The 23,485-nt window shown below is 41.2% G+C and carries 20 protein-coding genes and 2 tRNA genes; 8 read left to right on the top strand and 14 right to left on the bottom strand.

What is annotated here, in order from left to right:
- Positions 1-273: 273 nt before the first annotated feature.
- From rdgB to V7K35_RS22205, 10 genes are all read right to left on the bottom strand, one after another.
- Entirely contained in the window at positions 274-858 is a 585-nt protein-coding gene (gene rdgB, locus V7K35_RS22250; protein ID WP_335081685.1) for an RdgB/HAM1 family non-canonical purine NTP pyrophosphatase, read from the bottom strand.
- 79 nt (positions 859-937) lie between these two features.
- Complete coding sequence (locus V7K35_RS22245; RefSeq protein WP_335081683.1) at positions 938-2,374, bottom strand: phosphoglucomutase/phosphomannomutase family protein; 1,437 nt, start codon at positions 2,372-2,374, stop codon at positions 938-940.
- 300 nt (positions 2,375-2,674) lie between these two features.
- Positions 2,675-4,066 carry an EH signature domain-containing protein gene (locus tag V7K35_RS22240; RefSeq protein WP_335081681.1) on the bottom strand — a complete coding sequence of 464 codons (1,392 nt, stop codon included), beginning with the start codon at positions 4,064-4,066 and terminating at the stop codon, positions 2,675-2,677.
- Positions 4,067-4,079: 13 nt separating this feature from the next.
- Positions 4,080-4,766 (bottom strand): OmpA/MotB family protein, encoded by a 687-nt coding sequence (locus tag V7K35_RS22235; RefSeq protein WP_335081679.1) that lies wholly within the window; start codon positions 4,764-4,766, stop codon positions 4,080-4,082.
- The gene (locus V7K35_RS22230; RefSeq protein WP_335081677.1) at positions 4,723-7,017 is read right to left on the bottom strand and encodes a hypothetical protein; all 2,295 of its coding nucleotides are present in this window, start codon (positions 7,015-7,017) and stop codon (positions 4,723-4,725) included. The genes V7K35_RS22235 and V7K35_RS22230 overlap by 44 nt, the downstream gene beginning before the upstream one ends.
- A 25-nt stretch (positions 7,018-7,042) precedes the next feature.
- Complete coding sequence (locus tag V7K35_RS22225; protein ID WP_335081675.1) at positions 7,043-7,390, bottom strand: hypothetical protein; 348 nt, start codon at positions 7,388-7,390, stop codon at positions 7,043-7,045.
- A 372-nt stretch (positions 7,391-7,762) separates the two neighbouring features.
- A complete protein-coding gene (locus tag V7K35_RS22220) occupies positions 7,763-8,239 on the bottom strand; it encodes a plasmid segregation centromere-binding protein ParR (protein ID WP_335081673.1) in 477 nt (158 codons plus the stop codon).
- A gap of 5 nt (positions 8,240-8,244) precedes the next feature.
- Positions 8,245-9,417 carry a ParM/StbA family protein gene (locus V7K35_RS22215; protein ID WP_335081670.1) on the bottom strand — a complete coding sequence of 391 codons (1,173 nt, stop codon included), beginning with the start codon at positions 9,415-9,417 and terminating at the stop codon, positions 8,245-8,247.
- 240 nt (positions 9,418-9,657) lie between these two features.
- Entirely contained in the window at positions 9,658-10,281 is a 624-nt protein-coding gene (locus tag V7K35_RS22210) for a DedA family protein (protein WP_335081669.1), read from the bottom strand.
- A 303-nt stretch (positions 10,282-10,584) separates the two neighbouring features.
- Complete coding sequence (locus V7K35_RS22205; RefSeq protein WP_334795582.1) at positions 10,585-11,667, bottom strand: Gfo/Idh/MocA family oxidoreductase; 1,083 nt, start codon at positions 11,665-11,667, stop codon at positions 10,585-10,587.
- A 340-nt stretch (positions 11,668-12,007) separates the two neighbouring features.
- Here V7K35_RS22205 and queC point away from each other — a divergent pair, with 340 nt between their 5' ends.
- A complete protein-coding gene (queC, locus tag V7K35_RS22200) occupies positions 12,008-12,685 on the top strand; it encodes a 7-cyano-7-deazaguanine synthase QueC (RefSeq protein ID WP_335081667.1) in 678 nt (225 codons plus the stop codon).
- Between the two features lie 24 nt (positions 12,686-12,709).
- Here the strand turns inward: queC and V7K35_RS22195 are convergent, their stop codons facing one another.
- Both V7K35_RS22195 and V7K35_RS22190 read right to left on the bottom strand, forming a co-directional pair.
- A complete protein-coding gene (locus tag V7K35_RS22195; RefSeq protein ID WP_335081665.1) occupies positions 12,710-14,104 on the bottom strand; it encodes a hemolysin family protein in 1,395 nt (464 codons plus the stop codon).
- A 170-nt stretch (positions 14,105-14,274) separates the two neighbouring features.
- Positions 14,275-14,976 (bottom strand): hypothetical protein, encoded by a 702-nt coding sequence (locus V7K35_RS22190; protein WP_298919563.1) that lies wholly within the window; start codon positions 14,974-14,976, stop codon positions 14,275-14,277.
- Positions 14,977-15,274: 298 nt separating this feature from the next.
- Between V7K35_RS22190 and V7K35_RS22185 the strand changes: the two genes are divergently transcribed.
- Positions 15,275-15,347 (top strand) — tRNA-Ile (locus tag V7K35_RS22185).
- A 224-nt stretch (positions 15,348-15,571) separates the two neighbouring features.
- On the opposite strand, the gene V7K35_RS22180 is transcribed toward V7K35_RS22185, so the two are convergent.
- Positions 15,572-16,003 carry a hypothetical protein gene (locus tag V7K35_RS22180; protein WP_334795579.1) on the bottom strand — a complete coding sequence of 144 codons (432 nt, stop codon included), beginning with the start codon at positions 16,001-16,003 and terminating at the stop codon, positions 15,572-15,574.
- Between the two features lie 106 nt (positions 16,004-16,109).
- On the opposite strand from V7K35_RS22180, the gene pyrE reads away from it, so the two are divergent.
- Entirely contained in the window at positions 16,110-16,733 is a 624-nt protein-coding gene (gene pyrE / locus V7K35_RS22175; RefSeq protein WP_334795578.1) for an orotate phosphoribosyltransferase, read from the top strand.
- Between the two features lie 412 nt (positions 16,734-17,145).
- On the opposite strand, the gene V7K35_RS22170 is transcribed toward pyrE, so the two are convergent.
- Positions 17,146-17,217, bottom strand: a tRNA-Thr gene (locus tag V7K35_RS22170).
- Between the two features lie 367 nt (positions 17,218-17,584).
- On the opposite strand from V7K35_RS22170, the gene argF reads away from it, so the two are divergent.
- The 5 genes from argF to V7K35_RS22145 all read left to right on the top strand — a co-directional run bounded on the left by argF (position 17,585) and on the right by V7K35_RS22145 (position 23,482).
- Complete coding sequence (argF, locus tag V7K35_RS22165; protein WP_335081726.1) at positions 17,585-18,505, top strand: ornithine carbamoyltransferase; 921 nt, start codon at positions 17,585-17,587, stop codon at positions 18,503-18,505.
- A gap of 224 nt (positions 18,506-18,729) precedes the next feature.
- Positions 18,730-19,335 (top strand): transcriptional repressor LexA, encoded by a 606-nt coding sequence (gene lexA / locus V7K35_RS22160; RefSeq protein ID WP_334795577.1) that lies wholly within the window; start codon positions 18,730-18,732, stop codon positions 19,333-19,335.
- An 89-nt stretch (positions 19,336-19,424) separates the two neighbouring features.
- Complete coding sequence (locus V7K35_RS22155; RefSeq protein WP_335081663.1) at positions 19,425-20,903, top strand: DNA phosphorothioation system restriction enzyme; 1,479 nt, start codon at positions 19,425-19,427, stop codon at positions 20,901-20,903.
- A 336-nt stretch (positions 20,904-21,239) separates the two neighbouring features.
- The gene (locus V7K35_RS22150; protein WP_180277607.1) at positions 21,240-21,413 is read left to right on the top strand and encodes a hypothetical protein; all 174 of its coding nucleotides are present in this window, start codon (positions 21,240-21,242) and stop codon (positions 21,411-21,413) included.
- Positions 21,410-23,482, top strand: a complete 2,073-nt coding sequence (locus V7K35_RS22145; protein ID WP_335081660.1) for an AAA family ATPase — start codon at positions 21,410-21,412, stop codon at positions 23,480-23,482. Before V7K35_RS22150 ends, V7K35_RS22145 begins: the two co-directional genes overlap by 4 nt.
- Positions 23,483-23,485 lie beyond the last annotated feature (3 nt).

Below are 23,485 nucleotides of genomic sequence, written 5' to 3'. Positions count from 1 at the left end.
ACCATATCTGTATTCCTGCTGGAAAAACCAGCTGCATAAATAAATGGTCTGAAGCGACTCTTCAAAAACTTAGGGAGATAATTGCTTAACTGCACAATAAAGGTAAACAGCATTTGCACTTTAAAAACTTGTGGTAAATCACTTTTAACTTTGATACCACAAGCCTTTGTTATATTTTCCTTAATTGCTATATTTAGTCTGACTATTCAATAACGCCAAAACTACTAATTCTCAGATAGCTTTTCATTTATTAAATCAGTTTTTTATCCTAACTCAGGACTCAGGACTAGACAATGTGTATAGTTGGGGAAGTAAAGCAGCAAAAGCCTTACCTCGATGGCTAATTGACCCCTTCAACTCCCGTGTCATCTCAGCAAAGGTCAATTGCAACTCTTGCACATAAAAAATTGGATCGTAGCCGAAACCATCATCACCACGCGGTGTATGGAGAATTTCGCCGCGACAAATACCTTCAGATTGTAATACGATCGCACCATCAGGACGAGCGATCGCTACTGCACAAACAAATTGAGCTTGCCGATTGACTTCGTTATCTAATTCCCTCAATACCCTAGCAATCCGTTCTGAGTCGGTTTTGGCATAACGTGCAGAATACACTCCTGGTGCGCCATTTAGGGCATCTACTTGCAAGCCCGAATCATCAGCAATTGCCCAGTTTCCTGTAGCTTTAGCAATTTGTGACGCTTTCAAACAAGCGTTGGCGGCAAAGGTTTCGCCCGTCTCTTCAATTTCCAATTCTTCAGGTTTTAGGGTTAATTCCCAACCAGAATTTTCCAGGTAAGCTTGCATTTCCCGCAACTTACCGGGATTTCCTGTAGCTACTACAAGTAATGTCATGAATTACGAATTATTAGTTAGGAGTTAGAAGTTATGAGTTAGGAATTAATAACTCCTAACTCTCAACTCCTCACTAATTTTACCCCGCCCACTGTTTCGCCCAAGCAAGAGTTTGATGCACTTGCTCAATTGTCGGGGCTTCGCAGTATAAGCGTAAAACTGGCTCGGTACCGCTAAACCGAATCATTAACCAGCTTTTATCAGCGAGGCGGTACTTGTAGCCGTCAATTGTTTGGCAATCAATCACTGGTAACCCGGCAATTTCCGTTAAGGGTTGGGTTTGCAGTTGTTGCAAAAGACGCGATCGCACTTCCATACTTGCTAAGGGTAAATCGATGCGATCGTATGCTGAACTAAACCCTGTTTGTTTCTGCAAGTGGCGATAATACTCACCTAAATCCAAACCAGATTCGACGATCGCCTCTAGAACGTATAATGCTGACAACAGTGCATCGCGTTCGGGAATATGGCTGCCATAGCCGATTCCTCCCGACTCTTCGCCACCTAGCAACACTTTTGCTACTAACATTCTGTCAGCGATGTATTTATAACCAACTGCTGTCTCAAATACTGACAGGTTATGTAGTGCTGCTACAAGCGGCATCAAGTCGGAACCACTAACAGTTTTGACTATTTCACCAGTAAAGCCGCGCCTTAAGGTTAAGTGGTCAATTAATATCGGGATTAATACTTGGGAACTTAAGAAGTTAGCTTCTCCATCCACGGCTGCAATGCGATCGCAGTCTCCATCAAATACCAACCCCACTGTTAAACCTGATTTATCGGTTTCTCGGTGAGTCTTGATGACTTCAAATAGCTTTGAAAGGTATTTTGGTAATGGTTCCGGCGCACCACCACCAAATAGGGGATCACGTTCGCTGTTGATTTCTTTGACTTGATTGCCTAGTAGTTTCGCCAATCCACCGGCAGCCGCGCCATGCATGACATCAGCAAATAACGTTAGTTTGCCAGAGGCGATCGCTTCTCGAAGTTTGGCAATATCAACTTTACCTTCTAATGCTTCTGTATAACTGGGCCAGGGATCAAATTTCTCTTGCTTACCTGGGGTAGCTGCTAGTGGTACTCCCACCGACAACTGCGTTTCTATCTCTTTTGTGACTTCTGGCGGCACCGACCCACCAAAATAACCCTTGACTTTTAAACCCAAATATGCACCTGGATTATGGCTGGCTGTAATTACCAGTGCCCCTAAAGCATTAAGTTGTTTTGCTGCCCAACTATAAGCTGGGGTTGGAGCATAGCTCTCGCTCAGTAGCACATCAAATCCGACAGCGGTGACAGTATCGGCAACAGCACGAGCAAAGTCTTCGGCCATGAATCGGCGATCGTAACCGACAATTATTGTCCGGCTACCCACCTTAGAAAAATACGTATCATATAATACTTTTGCGGCGACTGGCGCGACCAGGGCTAGGCGTTCAAAGGTGAACTCGTCACCAATAACGCCCCGCCAGCCGTCTGTACCAAACTTGATTGAGTTAGCTACAACTGGCATCTAAGTATCCTAACTTTCTACTTGAGGATTCTATCATTTATACAGTGTATAAAGTAAAAAAAGAATATAGTATTAACATTTACTAGTGATAAGCTATGGCACATACGCAGCACATCTTTTCGTGTTGGTTGTTGACTGTTGACGGTTCACATTTAATATCAACAGTCAACAGCATAAGTAACTGTGCTATTTCAAAGCGAAATGGTAAATCTTAAGTAGTGGTGTGGCAAGACTAAAATGGTGTAACCAGAGAGGTGAGAGTATGAAGTTGTACATCGCGTTCAAATACTATTTCTAACATCACACGTAGGCTCTAGCTTCCCGTTCTATACGTTCAATTTCTATTTTCCAGCGCTCAAGCTTGTGTTGTCGCTCTTGCAATTGATATGCTGTAGGGTTTCTGGAAGGCTGGGTATTTGGATTAGGCAGAATTCCATGATTTTTAAGCCAAGTGGGAGAAAATTCCTGTACCTGCCAAAGATAAACATGATCGTGCTTATCGCCACCCAGACAACGAATCCGCTTGACTGAAAGTGTTGATTTACCAAAAAGGATTTGCTCATTTCTAGAATTTTTCGGAAACAGGCGCGTCTCACTACCTCTTCCACGAAAGAATTCGACTACAAACCACTCACCAAAATCGAATATACAAACCTCTGTCGGGTCGCTACCATCATCCTCTAGTAAATCAACATCACCTTGAATTTGATACCCTATGGCAATTTGTGATGTTTTCGGTAACAAGATGCGAAGGCGTTCAAAGCGGTTACTGTAATTAGCCCAAAAGTCCCTGCGACTACATAGCCGATTTGACTCAAAGTTTTGTAAATCGAGCCTGTTCAATATGAGATTTACTAACTTTTGGAAATCACCATAATTGATACCTCCAATCCAGTCTCGAAGTTTTTGCCTTGCTGGATCTGAAAGTTTATACCAATTTTCACCATTTATATAGTTGTTTCGCAGCCAATCAACCAGTAATGAATGATTGGTTGCTATATCATTGGAAACATTAGTTAGCAAATAATTAACAGCCTTGATTTGCTGACTATTTGACATTTCATCTAAACAAATTAACAGCCATTTAACCTGCTGATGATTTGGAAAACTAATTGTAGTAAAATATGGGGTTATCTCTTCTATAAAATCAGTGAATAATGGAATCCAAACAGGTAAATAGTCTCGAATGTTGTTTAACAATCCAGTTCGATTAACACGCTTTTCACAAGCAATTTTCGCCAGTTCTCTACCTGCTTGTGTAGTGCGAAGCGCCTTAATAATTTTAACTGGTAAGAGCTGACTAATTAAGTCAGAATTAGCAAAGACATCAAAAGATTCAACTAGAGACTGTGCTAACACCTGTTCTTGCCGATCGCCATAGTAAAGAGCTAAACGCCACAATAACTGATGTTGCAACCAGAAGTTAGAAATTGCTACCTTCCAAATAGCTGCTGATGTTTTGCAGGATCGGTCAATATTTTGCTGATCCCACTGTGGTTTAGCATGGATGCAGTAAACCCAGTCTAATTTGCTTACTTCATCGGCTTTACCCTGTTCAATAACTTCCAATACTTTATCAACACTTGGTATTGATATTGTTATATCTGGTAAGTTAATTGCAAGCTGAATAAGTTGATTAGGGCTATACTGGGGAGTTTTAGGTAGAGAAGGAATGGAAAACTGAAAATTCAAGATTGCTTCTCCTTTAAAGAGAGGTTTTTACCATATCTTTTTTTAACTCATCACTGCGAAACTGAAAACGGAAAACTACTTTACGATCGCCTGGATTATCACGTTTCTTATCAGATTCAATTTCTCCTCGACCAGCAGCTAATATTTTCTGGCTTAAAGGTGCTTTGGTAGGGAAATTCATATCATAGAAAATGTATTTGTAAACTGATGCTGACCGCAATAAGCTCAGTTGTAGATTGGTTTTGTTGTCTCCATCTGAGCTAGTGTGACCTTCTATAACTACGCGGCTAATTTCCTTTTCAAATTCGGGTTTGGAGAAAATAACACCACTGTAAACAGGAATAAAGCTGCGTAGGAAGGCTTTACCTTCTGGTTTCAGTTCTGTACTTCCCTTGGCAAAAAGAATTGATTCTTGGATACTGACATCCCCGGTTTCTGGGTTGACTTTGACATTGATATTGTTGCTTTTCATTTGTCCCACAACATTACCAATTACTACCCGTTTTGGTGCATCCTTTTGTGCAAGCTGGAGTAGTGTTGTGATAAATAGCAACGCAAAAAACATTAGTAAACTAGACATCATATCGGCAATAGACAGATAGATACTAGAGTCATCATCCTCTATAATCTCTGCATCAATTTCACCTCTGATAAAATCATCCATGATTGCTTCCACCATTACTAAATTGGCGGTTATCATGTGCAGCAGCCAGCACTTCTGCTGTCTGTAGTAAACGTCCGCAAACTCTAGACATAGAAGTATCTGCTTGCTGGAAAAAGTTTAACTGTGAGTCAACAGTCCTTTGCATAGAAACTTCAAGATGACCCTGCCAAGACTGAAGGCTATTGTCAAATTTTTGATTCAAATTTCTGTATGAATTGTCCACTCTTTGCACTTGTTCACCAATATCACGAGCGAGCTCTTGTAGTTGCATTAGTCGTTGTGCATCGTTTAATCCAGATGCACTAACTAATCTGTTAATTTGTTCGACAGACTCCTGAATTTTAGTCATACTTTTGTCTACTTCTCCAGTCAATTTACTACGTCTTCCAAATTCCTCTCTGAAGACTTGATCGAGATTGTTCACAACCCCAGATAATCCTTCCTGTTGTTTGCCTAGTGTCCCCTCAAGTAAGTAGTTTTGTTCTTGAAAGAATGTCTGTAAATTCGCTTGATATTCTTGCCGGAATCTTGTCAAATCTTCCTCTACTGTTTGGCGGGTGGCTGTGAGTGTTGCGTCGATATTTCCTAAAGTAGCCAGAAGATTATCCTTCGCATCATTCATCAATCCAGAAGCTTGATCGCCCACTGTTGTTAGAGTATTAGTTTGCTCACGAAAAGTTGTATTTGCTTGGGTGAGAATTTGGATAATTCCAGTCCGAGTAGCTTGAAGTATCTGCTGTTCTACTGCTGCGCGTTCTTGTAGCGCTGTTTGCAGTTCCTCTCGAATTCCTCGGAAGGTAGCAGCAGCTTGCACTGCACTAGCTTCAAAAGCACTTCGCTGGGCTGTCATTCCGTCAATACTTTGAATTACAGCTCGATTAATTTCATGGGCTGTTTGTTGTACAACTCCCGTAGTTTCAGTTTGGAATTGGCTCAAAGTTTGTCCCATATTGTTGGCAAATCCTTGAAGCATCTCCTGTTCTACTGCTGCGCGTTCTTGTAGCGCTGTTTGCAGTTCTTCTCGAATTCCTTTGAAGGTAGCAGCAGCTTGCACTGCACTAGCTTCAAAAGCACTTCGCTGGGCTGTCATTCCCTGGATACTCTGATCTACAGCTCGATTAATTTCATGAGCTGTTTGTTGTAAAACACCTTTTGTATCTGTTTGGAATTGATTTAGAATGTCTCCCAAATTGTTAGCAAATCCCTGAAGTTCTACCAAAGTCTCTTTTTGAAAGTTCTGAATTGTCAGGATAGAACTTGCCAAACTTTGAGAGATACCACCGAGTTCCTTATGCAGTATAAGAACTGCGGTGGAAGCTTGCTGAGTTAACTCAGCACTTTTATCTAATCGATCTGCAATAGGTTCAAGTACCTGAATTCGCAGATCCTTAATGAGTTCTTCTAAAACTTTCTGTCCCTGATTTTCTTGGAGTTCCCGAAGTTTTTTCTGTTCTTTGAATATTGCTTCCAAGGCTGGGAACATCTGCTGGCCTACAGCTTTACCAATAGCTTGGGCTGACAACTGATTTAAACCTGTAAACTGTTCTGCAATACTCCTACCTACAGCTTCACCAATGCCTTCTGCATTTAATTGCTTTAGCCCAGTCAAATTTTTTGCTACAAGACCAAGTGCTTCAGCTATTTCATGATTGGCATTATCTGCCGTTTTTAAAGTGGCGATCACCTTCAATTTCTGACGCAAACTATCACGCCGTTTCTGCCGTAGCGAATCACACCCAAACAAAACTAGAGTAAACAAGCTACCAGAACCAAGCCCAATCATGGAGGTGGAGAAAGCTGTTTTCATTCCCACCAGTAGCTCTTTACTAGCAGTCATCAATTCTTGGGTATTTTCTGTAGATAAATTAATTCCTTGAAGTCCCTGCTGTATACCATAAAAGGTTCCTAAAAGACCAATGGCAGTACATAAGGTTGTCACGAAACGTAAGGAACTACGAGGTGTTGGATGGGTTAAGACAGATGGATACTTTACAAGTACAAAATTACCATCCTTTTGCGCTTGTTGACTAATTCTTATTCTGCTTATATCATCGGTTCCTAAATGCTCTGCTAACCATTTGCGGACTTTGTTTGAAAGCTTTACATTTTTATCCTTTTTCAAATTATTCAAAAATTTAATTGTGGCTTCAGTTGTGCCACATTCTAATAGCCAATACAACCATAATGTGTAAAGCTCGACAAGAATTGCGAATAATAACACAAAAGCAATTGCCCAATGAAAAGGCTCATTATGCCAAATAATGCCCCAAACTTTTGCTATTTCCATGCTGCACCCCTGTTGTTTATCTGAGTTATGTCTTTTTGAATTCCTCTAATTCTTGAACTGTAAGAACTTCTTGAGCTATCCGCATTGGAAGATGTTCTGCATAAAGGCGATTTCCTATACATTTTCGGAGACGTAAGCTGTAAAGCGGCTCACCCTCTGCTTCTTTGTCCTCAATTAAATAAACTTGTTTTGGTGCATAGCTTCGCAACAAACGTACTTGCAAACAAGTTTTTAAATCCCGCGAAGAAATAGATAAGTGCGAATCTTGTCCAAACAATTCACAAGCTACTTTCCAAGCGTGATTAACGGCCACAATCTCTTGAACTAACTTTCCAACAGAGGGATACAACAGTTCCGTAGTTTCATCAGTCAATGCTTTTATCCTACTTACCTGCACTTTAGTGAGTTTATTGTTCCCAAATATGAAAACTTATTTAACTTTTTTACTAAAGCTATGGTAATAAGATAAATTTATGATGAAAAACCGCTTTCTGAGCATTGACAAATTAAGACTTACGCACGAAGCCTGAAATTTAAATTTCCCCAAGCAATCTTTAAAAACGGGATTTGGGTATCTGAGTGCGCAACTCTTGGGAGATTAGGCACTGGAGTTTCATTACCAACGCCAACATACACAAATCTCAATATTTTTATTATTTATATATAAACATTAATAATCCTTAATAGTGAATACTATTAAGGATTGTTAACATGAGCAAAAACTGCTCATAAACCTGATTGTTCCTTAAAAATCATCGAGAAACTGACTAAGGCGACTGATTACGGGGTCAACCTCTTGAGGAGGGGTAGCAACAGTATAAGAAGTATTATTTACTACTTCTAATTGACTTGGAGACGGAATGAACGAGCGATCGTTGACTATGAGCGCCAATTGTGCAACTTGTTGAGAAAGTTGCAGAAGATGATGTTCCATCGCCTCCAAACGATTAGATCCCTTGGCAAAAAAACGTTCCTCAAGTCCAGCCACTTGACGTTGCAGTTCACCAATTTGTTGTTCAATCGGTGTTGTTGCTGCTGTTTGTGGAGCAGGTTGTACAGCCGGTACACATAAAGATTGCCACAAGGCTTCTTTACAGAGGTCACTGAAAGTCTTGTCTGGTTGTTTTTCCAAATAACTTTCTACTTGCGCTAACAAGCTTTCATCAGCAAGCTCTGGGTTGAACGTGACGGATTTAACTACCTTTTTTGACCATTGGAACATCAGCTTTATGCCCTAGCAGCGCGATTGGAGGATAATTGTGCCTCTCCATAAATATACTGCCCCAAAGCATTCGCCTGTCGGGAAGGTGCTGCTAAATGAGCATTAATCTTTGCTTCTTTGAGCAGACGTTGAACGTCGTCCCAGAAGAACTCACCACCCCCGCCAGTGAGAATCACATCGGTGACGCGTTCTGGCAACCAGGCTAGCACGCGGCTACAGATTTCGCGTGAAAACATCTCTGTGAGGTTGGGAAGAAAATCGTCTAGGTTGGTGGGCTTGCTAGCACCTTTAGGACGGTAATAGCGTTCACCTCTGGGTTTGTTAACAGTGGAAATCAGCGCTAGAGATTGACTATCTGCTCCCTCGATTTCGGCGGACACCAATTCATAAAACTTATTCATACCGAAGTCTTCGCTCTTAGAAGCACCTCTGGCAAAACGGAAGTTATCTACCATCAGAAGATCGACGGTTTGATGTCCAATATCGACGATCGCTACCGATATTTTTGTAAAATCGGGACTGCCAGGGCTTTTTTTCGGTTGAGCTTCAGACCACAGTAGGCTGCCGTAGCCCTCTGGCATTACCCATACCTTACTGACGTTCAGCGACACAGATTCGCCTCGGAAGTTCAACACATGAGGGCCACCTACTTGGCTAATCAACTGGGCTTTTTCCTTTTCAAATTGCTCTAAGGAAAGAAAAGGCAGACCTAGTACAACTGAGATATCGTCTTTGAGTTTGAAGTACCCAGCACTTGCCAACACTTTTACCAGTGCAGCTTCTACCTTAGATTGTCCAACTCCTAAATTCGCTCCAAAATCTGCTGCCAGTTGACCAACAGCATATCCATTTCCTTGATACTCTAGCCACAAATCCATTAAGGGGTCGGTAGCCCTGGCTTCAAAAACACCGCCGCGTACCTGTTCTATTGACATCTGCTTCACGTTGGCAGGTACGAACACCACATTGTTTGGTTCACGACTCACACAAGTTTTTGTGGAAGTTCTGCCTAAATCAACACTGAGAATAGTTTTCCCAGAACCACCACCTGCCTTGTTGGGATTGGTAATGGAAGAATTATTAACAGCATTTATGGGAGTCGTCGATGCTAACGGCTGCCTATTCATGGGTATAGCAGCACTATTCATCGGGTTAGCGGCGGAAGGTTGGTCTGTCATGAAAGCTCCTAGTTCAAACTTAACTGTAAAAAGTTGTCATGCTCATCTTACAAAAATGCGAGCAACCAGAAATTCTAGGTTGCGTCAAGTGTAGCTAGAAATATGCCAAAAATTAATTCCGGCGATACCTCCGATAAGCTTATGCCTTCGCACATCTAGTATTATTTGGCATAGTGTAGGCGAATTTTGGCCAGATGTAACCCCTGCTTTCACTGCTTTCAAACCAAAAGCGTCCGTGTTTCATCTTCTAGTACGTTTTAATTGGCGCTTGAATATCCAAAAAACAAATGCTAAAACAAAACCCCCAAGTACGATTTTGGATACAGGAGCAAGGTACTTGTCCACAAGTTCATACTGACTACCCAATATGTATCCTGAGTATGTTAGCAAACCCACCCAAACAGCGCTACCTAAGGTTGTGTAAAACAGAAATGGTAGCAAGGGCATATTGCTGATCCCTGCGGGAACAGAAATCAAGGTGCGGATTCCCGGTACAAGGCGACCAATTAATACTGCTTTTTTACCTTGTCGGTCAAACCACTCTTTGGCTTTGGTGATATCTTTACTGGATATAGCCAGCCATTTACCATACTTATCAGCCCAAGCTTTCAAACGGGTTTCGCCAAAAAGCTTACCCGGATAATACCAAATAATTGCGCCCAATACAGAACCAAAAAGTCCTGCAAAAAACACACCAATGATATTCAGCTTTGCCCCTTCTGGTTGATATGGACTTGCTGTAAATCCAGCCAGTGGCATGATCAATTCTGAAGGAATGGGGGGAAAAAGGTTCTCTAGAAACATTAGTAGAGTAATTCCCCAATAGCCAAAATAGTTGATAGTATTAGTTATCCATTCAAGCATTGAGTCAATTCCTGAAATTGCTGCACTGCTCTAGCCCTTGAAATTGAGCGAGAAATCGCTCACTACGAACCTCACAAAATTAATGAAACGAACCACTAGGTTTTGTTTTCTAATTTTTGAAATCCCCCTTTGTCGGTTTTTTAAAAGGACTAGGAAGGATTTAAAGATTTGATATCAAGTTTAAAAACATACTTTAGGGTTTTCTTCTCAGGTTGGGGCTGTAATGGAGATGAGGCAGAAAAAAAAGACAAGGGAGAAAATTTTACCTTGTCCCCCTCATCCCCCTCTGCCCCTCTTTTTGTTCTAGGCTGTCGGGGTCAACGATTGTACTCTTGGTTCCGATTGCCAATCTAATGGATTCCAAACTCGATCTTCTAGCGCCATCTGCTCAATCAAACTTGCCAGTCTCAGAGCTTTGAGAGCTTGTTCACCACCTACTGAGGGTTGATTGCCACCATGTACACAGTTGACAAAATGTTCTAATTCTGCGCTTAAGGGTTGAATATTGCTGGTGTAGACTTTTTCAATCACACCATCTTGCCTATAAAGTAGTTGTCGGTGGTCGGTGAGACAATTGGCACTAGTTTGTCGGTGAATCAAAATTTCATTCTTGAGAAAATCTGCTTCAGTAAATGAATTTTTGCAATGGGCGACAATCCGGCGAATTTTTCGGTGGGTGACTTTACTAGCAGTCAGAGTAGCAACAATACCATTGGCAAACCCCAAGGTGGCAGTTACGTAATCTAAATAACCAGAGTCCAGGGCACGAGTACCGCTAGCAGTCAATTTCGTTACTGGGGAAGCAGCTAATTCCAAAAGTAGGTCGATGTCATGGATCATTAAATCCAGCACAACCGAAACATCGTTTGCCCGATCTGAGTAAGGACTCATCCTGTGGGCTTCTAGCGCCAGCAATGCCTCAGTTTTCAGCACTTGGCTCAGTTCTTTAAAAGCTGGATTAAAACGCTCAATATGACCTACTTGCAGGATACATCCAGACTCAGCTGCGGCATTTACTAAAGACTCTGCCTCAGAAATACTGGCTGCGATCGGTTTTTCAATCAAAACATGAATTCCCGCTAACAGACAGTTGATGCCCACGGCATAGTGCAGACGGGTGGGAACAGCTACACAAACTGCTTCCACAAGGGGTAGCAGGTCACAGTAATCTTCAAAAAAACGCACCTTGTAGTTGCTGGCAGTTTCTAACCCTCGCTCAACGTTAATATCTGCCACTCCGACTAGTTCAACATCTTTCATTGAACTCAGCACGCGAGCATGGTGTTGTCCCATGTTACCCACTCCAATCACGCCTATGCGGATCGGTCGTGGTTGGTTGCGCTGTGTATATGGATTCGGTTCTGCCACTGACATGCTATCTTGCACTATTATTATCTCCTCAACCACCAAATTTAGAGACGCTACGGCCGTTGGCGTTTATACTCGAAAGCCAGTTACGATCCGTCTAAAACCATCCAGATGGTAACATAGAGCCTATGTTTATGAAGAATTTCAAAGTTTGTGATCGGTTCCCGTAATCCAGATATCTTTTGTATAGATAGTTCGGGTTTGCTTTGTATTTTGCACTTTCGACAAAAAATATATGTCTTTTTATTAACTTGAAAAAATTCAATCAGACCGAAGTCTAAATTCTCCTCGACATTGCTTCCTGGCATCTTGATTAAGGTGTAATTTGGCGATTTGAAATCCAAAATTTGCAACCGAAATGAAAGCTGTAATTCTGTTATCTGGGGGATTGGACTCTTCCACAATTCTGTATAAAGCCAAGGCTGATGGCTGTGAATGTCATGCTATTTCCTTTGATTACCAGCAGCGACACCGACGAGAGTTACAGTCAGCCTTTAGCGTCGCTCAAAAAGCTGGGATCGTGAAACATCAGGTGGTTAATTTTGACTTACGACAATGGGGCGGTTCGGCACTTACCGATGACGCCATTGATTTACCCCAAGAGCGATCGCTCGATGAAATGTCTCAAAATATTCCTGTAACTTATGTTCCGGCTCGTAATACCATCTTTTTAAGCTTTGCTCTTGGTTACGCCGAAGCGATCGCAGCAGAACGTGTCTATATCGGCGTCAATGCCTTAGATTACTCAGGATATCCTGATTGTCGCCCCGACTATATCCAAGCAATGCAAGAAGTATTTCGCCTTGGAACCAAACAAGGGCGTGAGGGACAACCAATTAATATTGTTGCACCCCTAATCAACCTAAAAAAAACCGAAATCATCCAACTGGGGAACCAATTGGGAGTTCCTTGGGAGCTAACTTGGTCTTGCTATGTCGGTGGAGATGTCGCCTGCGGCGTGTGTGATTCTTGTCGCTTGCGGCTAGCAGCTTTTGCCGAATTGGGACTCGTTGATCCACTAGTGTATGCTTCTTGAGTTAGAAGTTTTAATTCCTAACTCTTAACTCTCAACTCCTAACTCTTCTAAGCGTTGCAGTTGAATTTGATGCAGCCGTGGACCAATAATTGACACCACAGTGAATTCAAGATTTTCATAACAAAAGGTTTCGCCTTTGTCAGGAATTTTCTGTAACTGATACAGCAAAAAGCCCCCTAGTGTTTGGTATTCTCTTGTCAAGGGCAAATTGAGATGCAAAACTTCGTTAAGGTCTTCGAGGTTGATCTGTGCCTGCACTAAAAACTTCTGCTCATCTAACATCTGAATCAGTAAGTCGTCGCTGCTTTCAGGAACGCTGGCGTCGCCAATGATTTCGGCAATGACATCTTTGATTGTCACTAGTCCCACAGTAGAGCCAAATTCATTCACTACCATGACCATAGCTGGTTTCTCTTGCTGCATCAGTGGCAAAAGTTCACTCAAGGGCGTGTGTTCTGGAACAAACCGGGCGGGACGCATCCAAGATTGGATCTGTGTCTCTAAACTAAGCTTTCCTATAGCCAAAGGTTGTGCCAAGTCTTTAAAATAAACAATGCCGCGAACATCGTCCAAAGATTCACCAATCACGGGATAGCGAGAGTAACCAGTAGAAGCCATTTCTCTAAGTAATGTCTGGAAGGTAGCATCTTTTGGCAGCGCGATAATACTGGTACGGGGGATCATCACATCTTGGGCCATTACATCCCCAAACTCAAAGACATTATTGAGCAGTTCTCGCTCCGCATGCTGTAAACCAGTAGACCCCCATTCTGTAGAGATAATCAGTTGCAATTCTTCGGGAGTCACAGGTGGCCTCCAACCTTGACCTGTGTATTGGATGCCAAAAATCCGCAAAAAGCAACGAGTTGATTGATTGAGAATCCAGATGAAGGGGCCAAAAAAACGCACGATCGCTTTTACCGAAGGCCCCAAAAACCTAGCTAGCTGTTCTGAGTACAGCATGGCTAAGGATTTGGGACATAGTTCTCCGATCACAATTTGCAAATAGGCAATCAAGAAAAAGGCAATGGGAATTGATAGAGAATGCGCCAGGAAGGTAGTCATGCTACTTGGTAAAGGCCAGGATTTTAACCATGCATTCACTAGCACGACAATCGTACTTTCTCCAATCCATCCCAGTGCCAAACTAGAAAGGGTAATACCTAACTGGGTGGTAGATAGCAGTCGGTCAATACTACGTTGTAGCATTTCCACAGCGATCGCTGGAATATCCCCAGCCTTAACTAGCTGGTGAATACGCGATCGCCGCACACTTACCATCGAAAATTCCGCCGTCACAAAAAAGGCATTTATGGCAATCAGTAGTAGCACTGACAACAACCGCAGCGCCACGTCTGTCCAAATTAAATTAGGAAAACCACTCACTGCCAAAGCTCGTGTAAAACTCACGCCCTCCATTCTGGGATTTTGGGATTTTGCGGAAAGTCTGAGCGCCGATTTCCGGCGAATAACTTTCCAAGACGGATTTTGAATTAGGTTTTGGGGATTAGGGATTAGGTAAATTGTCTAGTACCATGTGCCCAATCTAAAATCTAAAATCTAAAATCTAAAATCTAAAATTGTCTCTTCTACCTTTCTACAGGAATATTCGATGCTTCTAGCTTCAATTTTTGAGCGGGATAATCAGTCAGAGCGAGTGATATCTTCTTGACATCATCAAGTAAAGCTGTAGGAATGCTCACTGTACCGGAAAATGTTGGTCCATTTGCAGGCAATTCTGTTGGTAAACCCTCTGTACTAGCACTCAGGGTTCGTCCTTTATCATCGGTAACATCTAAAAAACTATACAGGAAGCGCACAGAATCCTTACCTTTGTTCTGCATTTTCACTTTCAATAGTAAATCACCACCAGAGTAGCGGACAGATTGCACAGCCATAGTTACACCTTCGCTCTGGGCAGTAACTGGAAAACCTGGCTGGGGTTTTTCTTCAACCACTTGTGGGGGTTTTTCCTCTGGCTTCTGCTTGCTGCTATTGGTTTCTTCATCATCTTCCTCTAGCTTTTCCGATTTAGCAGCCTTGGTTTTACCGTCAATTCGCGCCTTGACAATTTTCAGGATCTCTTCCTCTTTTAATAGCACTAGCCCTCCCTGTTGGGAGCTATTTGTCTTATTACTGGCAAATTTGGTTGTGGGACGCCCATCTGGTGTGGTAACGCCTTTAAGTGCTGAACTCCCCAGTTCAAACCCCAAAAACGCGCTCACAGAACCTGCTCCCATCATCAGGATTAACAAAATCAAAGTAAGAAGTACAGTAGAATTTATCTTCATCGCTGACAAGCTATCACAAAAGAATGCTGGTCTATTTAAGGATAGTGAAGCTTTTGACCTCAATCCTTAAAGGAACTTAATCAATATTAGTTTGCACTATATTCATTCATGATCAAATTATGTAGTATAAAAATCTGGTAAACTATTGTTGAGTATTCACAGGCGATAAATCTGTGCTATAAGTATACAATTGGCTAAACTCAATGTATGAGGAATTTTCCTCATTAGAATTAGCAAATAAGGTTGACCTAAGAGTTGAAGTAATTGACTCACAGGAAGCCGAAACCCAAGGGAACACGCGCCTTTGGCCGATTGGGGAGGCAGCGAACTCATAATTCGCCTTCAGGCTGGTTCGATTCCAGCAGGGCGCACTGAATCAATAAAAAGCAGTAATGTGTTGTATTACAAGATACTCAATGATAATTGGGAAATAAGTAATACTGAATTATCTTGAGCATTGACATCCTGGTTCAACTTCTCCAGTCAGGATTTAATGAGTGCTGAGTTATGAGTCTTAATTAACTCCTCACTTTTTCCCATCCTTAAAACTTTAGGCTAACCTCACTTTTAATTTTTAACTCTCCACTCAGCACTGTTACCGAGGTGGTATTTCAAACCGGAATTCAGTCCCTACTTTGAGTTTGTTGCTATTGAAACGAGGAGACATCATCAGCGACGTGTCATAAGGATTTGGTAAATCAAGAGTACGAATATAAGGATCGTTGCCAACTTGCTGAGTCAGGACATCATGATATAAAGTGTTAACCAACTCAGCATCGTGGGCAATTTCATTTTCTGGGAAGGAACCACCAAAACTGGAACCAGATCCTAGAAATGAGTCTAGCTGACGCTTGAGGCTACCATTTTCGTAGAAATTGCGATCGTGACGAAAAAAAGCTCTTTCAAATACATCATTGGTAGTTTCATAATTGGGTGTTGCGGTTTGGGCAGATGCAACAGAGGGAAAAGCAATACAAGCAGCAAGCAGCACCAAGAAACCACCAAAGGTTTTTAATTTTATACGCACGTTTCTGACTCCTCAATTTTTGTTTTAGGCGAATCTTAATTTATGCTTAAGTTCAGAACTCTGATGAGTTCAACCTTTGGTGTAGCACAACTTTTAATGTTTTGTAATGACGTATCCTACTGAAACTCTTACCCACTCAGATATTTGGGCAACCACTGCTGATTTGACCACTTTGCGCCACAAGTTACTAGATTTATTTTGCCAGCTTGCTTATCAAGAGGGTGATTTTCTCCTCTCTTCTGGGCTACGTAGTTCTTATTACGTCAATAAGACACAGGTAACACTCCATCCTCAAGGCGCTTTGGCAGTTGGACGCTTGCTATTTCCTTTGTTACCCGTAGATACACAGGCTGTAGGTGGTTTAACATTGGGGGCTGACCCAATTGTGACAGCAGTGAGTGTAATTTCTGTTTATGAAAACCGACCGATACCAGCGCTGATTATTCGCAAGGAAACCAAGGGTTATGGGACGAAAGCTTATATAGAAGGCCCCAGTTTACCAGAAGGTGCAAAAGTAGTAGTTTTGGAAGATGTGGTAACAACTGGGCAATCTGCTCTGAAAGCGGTTGAGCGTCTTAAAGATGCAGGTTATACTGTAAACCAAGTAATTTCACTGGTAGACCGACAACAGGGAGGAGGTGAGCTGTACCAGTCAGCTGGGTTGAAGTTTGAAACTTTGTTTTCGATTCAGGAAGTTCAGGAACGCTACCGACAACTTGCGAATTCATGAACAATAGGACTTCTACTAATTCGTAATTCGTAATTAAGAATTACAAATTAGTAGAAGTCCTTAATATGAAACAATCGGTGTCGGCTAATACCAAGCCTTTTTTGTTGAGTGGTGGATTAGTCAGTGTAGCGATGGTTCTGCTTCATTAAATTTACCGCTTGCCGCAGTCAAGCTTTAATAGGATACTTATTGGCTTACTTAGTAAATTGTGATTTTAACTTTGGTAATTTTTGTTTAATTACATGGAAATAATTTCTTTTAGCTTCGTTTAAGGATGCGATCGCAATCTCTTACTCTTAGAAACAGCCTAAGCGCATCTAAATTAGACTTGACAAAAAACATCGTTTATGTATACACGGAAAATTATTATTTTATCGTTTGTGACGATAAATAATAACTCGACATTTGTGAAGGCCAGCAGCGGGATTTGAACTCGCGACCTTCCGATTACAAGTCGGATGCACTACCACTGTGCTATGCTGGCGGGTTTAGCGATCGCTCTAAAATAGCAACCACAATTTCTAATTGTACCATAACAAACTTATTTGTCTAGCTATAATTCCTAAAAAATATCTCCTTCTTCCTAAATTAGGCTAAAAGACCAGATATTTTGGGAATATCACTGCTTTTGTGCCTCCTAGATGGTTTAAGCTGCGTAGCAATTGTGATTAAACAGAAAAAAATCAGTGATTCTGATCACTGATAAAGTTGATAAATTAATATTCTTAACAAAAGCTAACTCAAATTCTGGGCTGGACGCAAAAATATCTGGTACAGGTTTAAAACTGTATTTTTTTGATCCGGCTGGTAAAGCAACAGAAATATATAATTGTTCTTTACACATCGGAAGCATGGCAGCGTTGATCGGACGAGATTTATTAAGTCTAGCGGACATCAGTCCTACAGAACTTCAAGAACTCCTGCAATTGGCAACTCAACTTAAATCACAACAGCTGAAGTTGCAGTGTAATAAAGTTTTGGGGTTGTTGTTCTCCAAAGCCTCAACTCGCACGCGGGTAAGTTTTACTGTGGCGATGTACCAACTGGGTGGACAGGTAATCGATCTTAACCCCAATGTCACTCAAGTTAGTCGTGGGGAACCTTTGCAGGATACGGCGCGGGTGTTAGATCGATATTTGGATATTTTGGCAATTCGCACTTTTGCACAGCAGGAATTGGAAACTTTTGCTCACTATGCGAAGATTCCGGTAATTAATGCGCTTACCGATGCAGAACATCCTTGTCAGGTATTAGCGGATTTATTGACGATTCAAGAAGGCTTTGGCACCCTAGCCGGGTTAACTTTAACCTACGTGGGTGATGGAAATAATGTAGCTAATTCTCTGATGTTGGGCTGTGCTTTGGTGGGGATGAATGTTAAAATTGCTACCCCTAGCGGATATGAGCCAGATTCTAGGATTGTAGAACAAGCAAGAGCGATCGCTAATCACAAAACTGAAGTTCTCCTCACTGATGATCCAGAATTAGCCGCTAAGGGAGCTGCTGTACTTTATACTGATGTTTGGGCGAGTATGGGGCAAGAAGCAGAAGCAGGCGATCGTCTGCCTATTTTCCAGCCTTACCAAATTTCCGAGCAGCTATTGAGGCTTGCTGATCCAGAGGCAATTGTTTTACACTGCTTACCAGCCCATCGTGGTGAAGAAATTACCGGATCTGTTATTGAAGGTTCCCAATCACGAGTTTGGGAACAGGCAGAAAATCGCCTCCACGCCCAAAAGGCTTTACTTGCCAGTATCTTAGGGGCAGAATGAAAAAAGACGCGATTAATCGCATTTGTACAGGAGTTAGGAGTCAGAATAGCTAGTGTGCAATTGGCTCCTAACTACTATCTTGATAGAAAATCCAAAATAAATGGGTAAAAGGAAAGAGAATATTGTTTCTTTTGCCTTTCATATTTTTACTTTTCTCTTGTTATAGGGAGTTTTTTGTAGTACTAATGTTCTAGAGACATTTATAATTACTTCCCGCTTTCTTTATGGAACGTCTAACAGAAGCTCAACAAGAACTTTACGAATGGTTGGCAGAATACATCCGATCGCACCAGCATTCGCCTTCAATTCGGCAAATGATGCAAGGGATGAACTTGAAGTCACCAGCACCAATTCAAAGTCGCTTGGAACATTTACGTACTAAAGGATATATAGAATGGACTGAAGGCCAAGCGCGAACCATTCGGATTTTGCGTCCTGTAAAGCAAGGTGTACCAATTTTAGGGACGATCGCTGCTGGTGGTTTAATAGAACCATTTACTGATGCTATAGATCATCTAGACTTTTCTAATTTCTCATTACCTCCCCAAACCTACGCTTTGCGGGTAGCTGGCGATAGCATGATTGAAGATTTAATCGCTGATGGCGATGTAGTATTCTTGCGTCCAGTAGCAGAACCAAATCATTTGAAAAATGGCACCATCGTCGCCGCCAGAGTTGATGGATTCGGTACCACTTTAAAACGTTTTTATCGCCAAGGCGATCGCGTTACCCTCAAACCAGCGAATCCTAAGTACAATCCTATTGAAGTTAATGCTATGCAAGTACAGGTGCAAGGTTCACTCATTGGTGTTTGGCGTGGTTACAACTGAGTAATGGGGATTGGGGACTGGGAAAGATAAATACTGATGCCCAATGCCCATTAATTAGGGTTCATGACCACCTTTGTGCTTAACATTTTATGTACGTGACGAAAAATCCAGTGCAGCAACTGCCCACTTTCCGGTTGAAATTACCATTTGCAAGGGAAAGTAAGGGCAGTTATAACACGCAACCATTACCAGGATGCCCAAGGATGCCTCTGTCTCTGCAATTGCGGCAATATCAGCGACAAGCCATCGCTAGCTGGTTTACCAACAATGGCAGAGGGACGCTGAAAATGGCTACTGGTAGTGGTAAAACGATTACTGCACTAGCGATCGCTTGTGAATTATATCAGCAGATTAATTTACAAGTGTTGTTGGTGGTGTGTCCCTATCGCCATCTCGTCACCCAATGGGCGCGAGAATGTGAAAAATTTAATTTGCAACCCATTTTAGCTTTTGAAAATTTACGCACTTGGCAAAGTCAACTTTCTACGCAAATTTATAATCTGCGTTCTGGTTCTCAACGCTTTGTTACTGTCATAACTACGAACTCTACTTTAATTGGAGATGGGTTTCAGTCTCAACTCAAATATTTTCCTGCCAAAACTTTAATTATTGGTGATGAAGCGCATAATTTAGGCGCACCCAAGCTAGAAGAAAGTTTACCGCGCAGTGTTGGGTTGAGACTGGCTTTATCTGCCACACCGGAAAGATATTTTGATGATTTTGGTACGCAATCTCTATTTGATTATTTTGGCCCAGTTCTCCAGCCAGAGTTTACATTGAGGGATGCGATCGCTCAAGGTGCTTTGGTACATTATCTTTATTATCCGGTGTTGGTAGAGTTAACTGAAGCAGAGAGTATTGCCTATTTAAAGCTAACTAAAAGAATTGGGCGATCGCTTCTTTATCGAGATCGACAAAATGGCGAAGCGGGAAGTTTTGAAGACAATGAAGATTTAAAGCCGTTGTTGATGCAAAGAGCAAGATTAATTGGTGCAGCGGAAAATAAATTAAATGCTTTGCGAGATTTAATGATCACTCGCCGCAAAACTACTCACACTCTTTTTTATTGCAGTGATGGTTCCCAAGAGGCGGGACAACGTTCATCCCTACGCCAACTTAAAGCTGTTGCCAAAATTCTCGGAGTAGATTTAGGCTATAAGGTAAGCACCTATACGGCTCAAACAACTTTACAAGAAAGGGAAATATTGCGCCATCAATTTGAAAGTGGGGAATTGCAGGGTTTAGTAGCAATTCGTTGTTTAGATGAAGGTGTCGATATTCCGGCAATTAAAACTGCGGTAATTTTATCAAGTTCTGGTAATCCTCGCCAATTCATTCAACGACGGGGGCGGGTTTTACGTCCTCATCCTGCTAAGGAACGCGCCACTATATTTGACATGATTGTTTTGCCACCAGATTTAGATAGAGAAACTATAGAAGTTGAGCGTAATCTGTTAAAAAAGGAATTACGTCGCTTTGTAGAGTTTGCTGATTTAGCTGATAACGCAGGGGAAGCAAGAATGAAGTTACTTGATTTACAAAAGCGATATGGTTTATTAGATATTTGATGATGAACTATATAGTTATATTATTTTGTAAAATTTTTCTAGTTTTGAAAAAAGAAGCATTAAGTATGAAATAATATAATTATGAGTTTGATTATAATGGGATGTGAGTAGGTTTAAAAATTTTACTTATATTCTATTATGATCTAAGTTGTTAATATTAATAATACCAGAAGACAATTAAATAATAAAGTCTTTTTTCAAAGAAAATTATAAACTTGAAAAATTTGAAAAAATAGTTTTTGCAAAATTAAAGATAACTTTAACAGTGGCTTTACGGAGGTAAATGTACTACTAGAGAAAGTTAAAATATAGAAAAGCTATATTTCCAAACCGAAGATGTCACAAGAGGCGAATATCGATGATGTGCAGGAGCCAATAACTAGCGCTCCGCCGGAAGTACGGCAAATTATTGAGCGGGTATGGAAGCTGGAAAAAGGCAGGCTAGATAAGAAGATTAACAGCCATATAAATGATAATATTTTGGACATTATTAAGGAGGAGGTGCGATGAAGCTGACTTCAATCAAGCTATGCAACTTTCGCTCCTTTTATGGTACGACACCAGAGATGATTCTGGCTGGGGGAGATGTTGACAACACGACGATTATTCATGGTAATAATGGCTCTGGAAAAACTAGTTTACTGAATGCCTTTACGTGGGTATTGTATGATAAATTTAGTGCAGCGTTTGCATCTATAGAACAGTTGGTGAATAAGCGTGCGATCGCAGAAAATCAAAAAGGTCAGGCTGTAGAATGTTGGGTAGAAATTGGCTGGGAACATGAAGGTAAACGCTATCGAGTTAAACGCGCCTGTCGGGGTTACAAAAACGAAAGTGACTTTGATGCTGGCAAAACTCAATTAACCATGTGGGTTAGTGGGGACGATGGTAAATGGAATATACCAAATCAGCAACCAGACGATATAATTAATCAAATTTTACCAGCTACTTTACATCAATATTTTTTCTTTGACGGAGAACGAATTGAAGAAATCGTTCGTTCTGACAAAAAAGCTGAAATTGCCGAAGCTACAAAAATTTTCTTGGGTGTGGAAGTAATCAACCGTTCCATCAGACATTTGGGAGATGCTAAAAAAACTCTAGAAAATGAGTTAAAAGCTATTGGTGATTCTGAAACTAAACAACTTTTACGACAGCAAGAAAAGATAGAGCGAGAGCGTGAACGTATTACCAAACGGCAAACAGAAATTAAAGAAGAGTTAGAATATCAACAAACTTTCAAAAAAGAGACAAGTAACCGTTTGCGAGAACTGAGTGCTGCTAAGGAATTGCAACAAAGATGGCAGGATTTAGAATCTCAGAAAGTGGCGAATCAAGAAGAATATAAAAAAACGAAGGAAGCGCTGAAGAAAGTTATCTCCGCGCGGGGTTATACCGTTTTACTCTCAGAAACTACATCCCAGTTTCGAGGAATTATCAATGATTTGAAGCAGAGAGGCGAGTTAACATCAGGAATTTCGCGGGAATTCGTGAATGATTTACTCAATTCTCAGCGCTGTATTTGTGGCGCAGAATTACACGCAGGTAATCATTCTCATACTCATGTGAGTACTTGGTTAAATAAAGCCGGTTCTTCGGCGGTGGAAGAAACTGCAATTCGGATGAGCGCTCAAGTAGATGAAATTGATAAGCAAGCAATAGGATTTTGGGAAGAAGTTGATAGAGAACAAACTAGGATTAATCAGTTAAGGCAAAGCATATCTCAAATTGAAGGCGATTTAGACAATATTCAAGAACGGTTGCGAAAAGATGCTAATGAAGAAATTAGCAGTTTACAAAAACGGTTAGATGAAATTGAAAGTAAAATTGATGAATTGAATCGAGAACAGGGTGCAAATCAGCAGCAAATTGCTCAACTCACAACTGAAATTGAAGGTTTAAATAAACAAATTGCTAAACAAAAGCTGAATGAAGACAAGCAAACTTTAGCACAGCGACGGATTAATGCTACTCAAGATGCAATTGAACGCTTAACAGAAGTCCGAAATCGTCAAGAGCAACAATTTCGCCTACAACTAGAAAAGCGAGTGCAAGAAATATTTACAGAAATTTCTGTAACACCATACATTCCTAGAATTAGTGATAAATATGAACTGACATTAGTAGAAAATACCACAGGTGTAGAAGCACCAGTTGCAGCATCCACTGGGGAAAATCAGATTCTCAGTTTATCTTTTATAGCCAGCATCATTGACAAAGTACGAGAATGGAGTGAGAAGCGGAAAATGATGATGATTCCCGATAGTAGCACTTTCCCAATTGTCATGGATTCACCCTTCGGTAGTTTGGATGAAAGTTCGCGGCGACATATTGCGAAGACAATTCCGCAATTAGCGAATCAGTTGATAGTTTTAGTTACTAAGACTCAGTGGCGGGGTGAAGTTGAAACAGAGATGACACAGAGAATTGGTAGAGAATATGTGCTTACGTATTATTCATCTAAGCCGGATTGCGAACAAGATTATATTGAGTTGGGTGGCGAAAGATATCCTTTGGTGAAACAAAGTCCGAATGAGTATGAATATACTGAAATTATCGCGGTTGAACGGGATAGGTAATTA

The sequence above is a fragment of the Nostoc sp. genome, assembly GCF_036917275.1.
Lineage (GTDB): Bacteria > Cyanobacteriota > Cyanobacteriia > Cyanobacteriales > Nostocaceae > Nostoc.
The sequence above is the reverse complement of the archived record's forward strand: the minus strand, read 5'-3'. Positions and strand labels throughout refer to the sequence as shown.

Bases quoted from the DNA above. Each gene is read 5' to 3' on its own strand.
- V7K35_RS22220 (WP_335081673.1), bottom strand. From the start codon at position 8,239: ATGTTCCAATGGTCAAAAAAGGTAGTTAAATCCGTCACGTTCAACCCA.
- V7K35_RS22145 (WP_335081660.1), top strand. From the start codon at position 21,410: ATGAAGCTGACTTCAATCAAGCTATGCAACTTTCGCTCCTTTTATGGT.
- V7K35_RS22190 (WP_298919563.1), bottom strand. From the start codon at position 14,976: ATGAAGATAAATTCTACTGTACTTCTTACTTTGATTTTGTTAATCCTG.
- pyrE (WP_334795578.1), top strand. From the start codon at position 16,110: ATGACGTATCCTACTGAAACTCTTACCCACTCAGATATTTGGGCAACC.
- V7K35_RS22195 (WP_335081665.1), bottom strand. From the start codon at position 14,104: ATGGAGGGCGTGAGTTTTACACGAGCTTTGGCAGTGAGTGGTTTTCCT.
- V7K35_RS22215 (WP_335081670.1), bottom strand. From the start codon at position 9,417: ATGACAGACCAACCTTCCGCCGCTAACCCGATGAATAGTGCTGCTATA.
- V7K35_RS22150 (WP_180277607.1), top strand. From the start codon at position 21,240: ATGTCACAAGAGGCGAATATCGATGATGTGCAGGAGCCAATAACTAGC.
- V7K35_RS22210 (WP_335081669.1), bottom strand. From the start codon at position 10,281: ATGCTTGAATGGATAACTAATACTATCAACTATTTTGGCTATTGGGGA.
- rdgB (WP_335081685.1), bottom strand. From the start codon at position 858: ATGACATTACTTGTAGTAGCTACAGGAAATCCCGGTAAGTTGCGGGAA.
- V7K35_RS22155 (WP_335081663.1), top strand. From the start codon at position 19,425: ATGTACGTGACGAAAAATCCAGTGCAGCAACTGCCCACTTTCCGGTTG.
- lexA (WP_334795577.1), top strand. From the start codon at position 18,730: ATGGAACGTCTAACAGAAGCTCAACAAGAACTTTACGAATGGTTGGCA.
- V7K35_RS22230 (WP_335081677.1), bottom strand. From the start codon at position 7,017: ATGGAAATAGCAAAAGTTTGGGGCATTATTTGGCATAATGAGCCTTTT.
- argF (WP_335081726.1), top strand. From the start codon at position 17,585: ATGGCAGCGTTGATCGGACGAGATTTATTAAGTCTAGCGGACATCAGT.
- V7K35_RS22235 (WP_335081679.1), bottom strand. From the start codon at position 4,766: ATGATAACCGCCAATTTAGTAATGGTGGAAGCAATCATGGATGATTTT.
- queC (WP_335081667.1), top strand. From the start codon at position 12,008: ATGAAAGCTGTAATTCTGTTATCTGGGGGATTGGACTCTTCCACAATT.
- V7K35_RS22245 (WP_335081683.1), bottom strand. From the start codon at position 2,374: ATGCCAGTTGTAGCTAACTCAATCAAGTTTGGTACAGACGGCTGGCGG.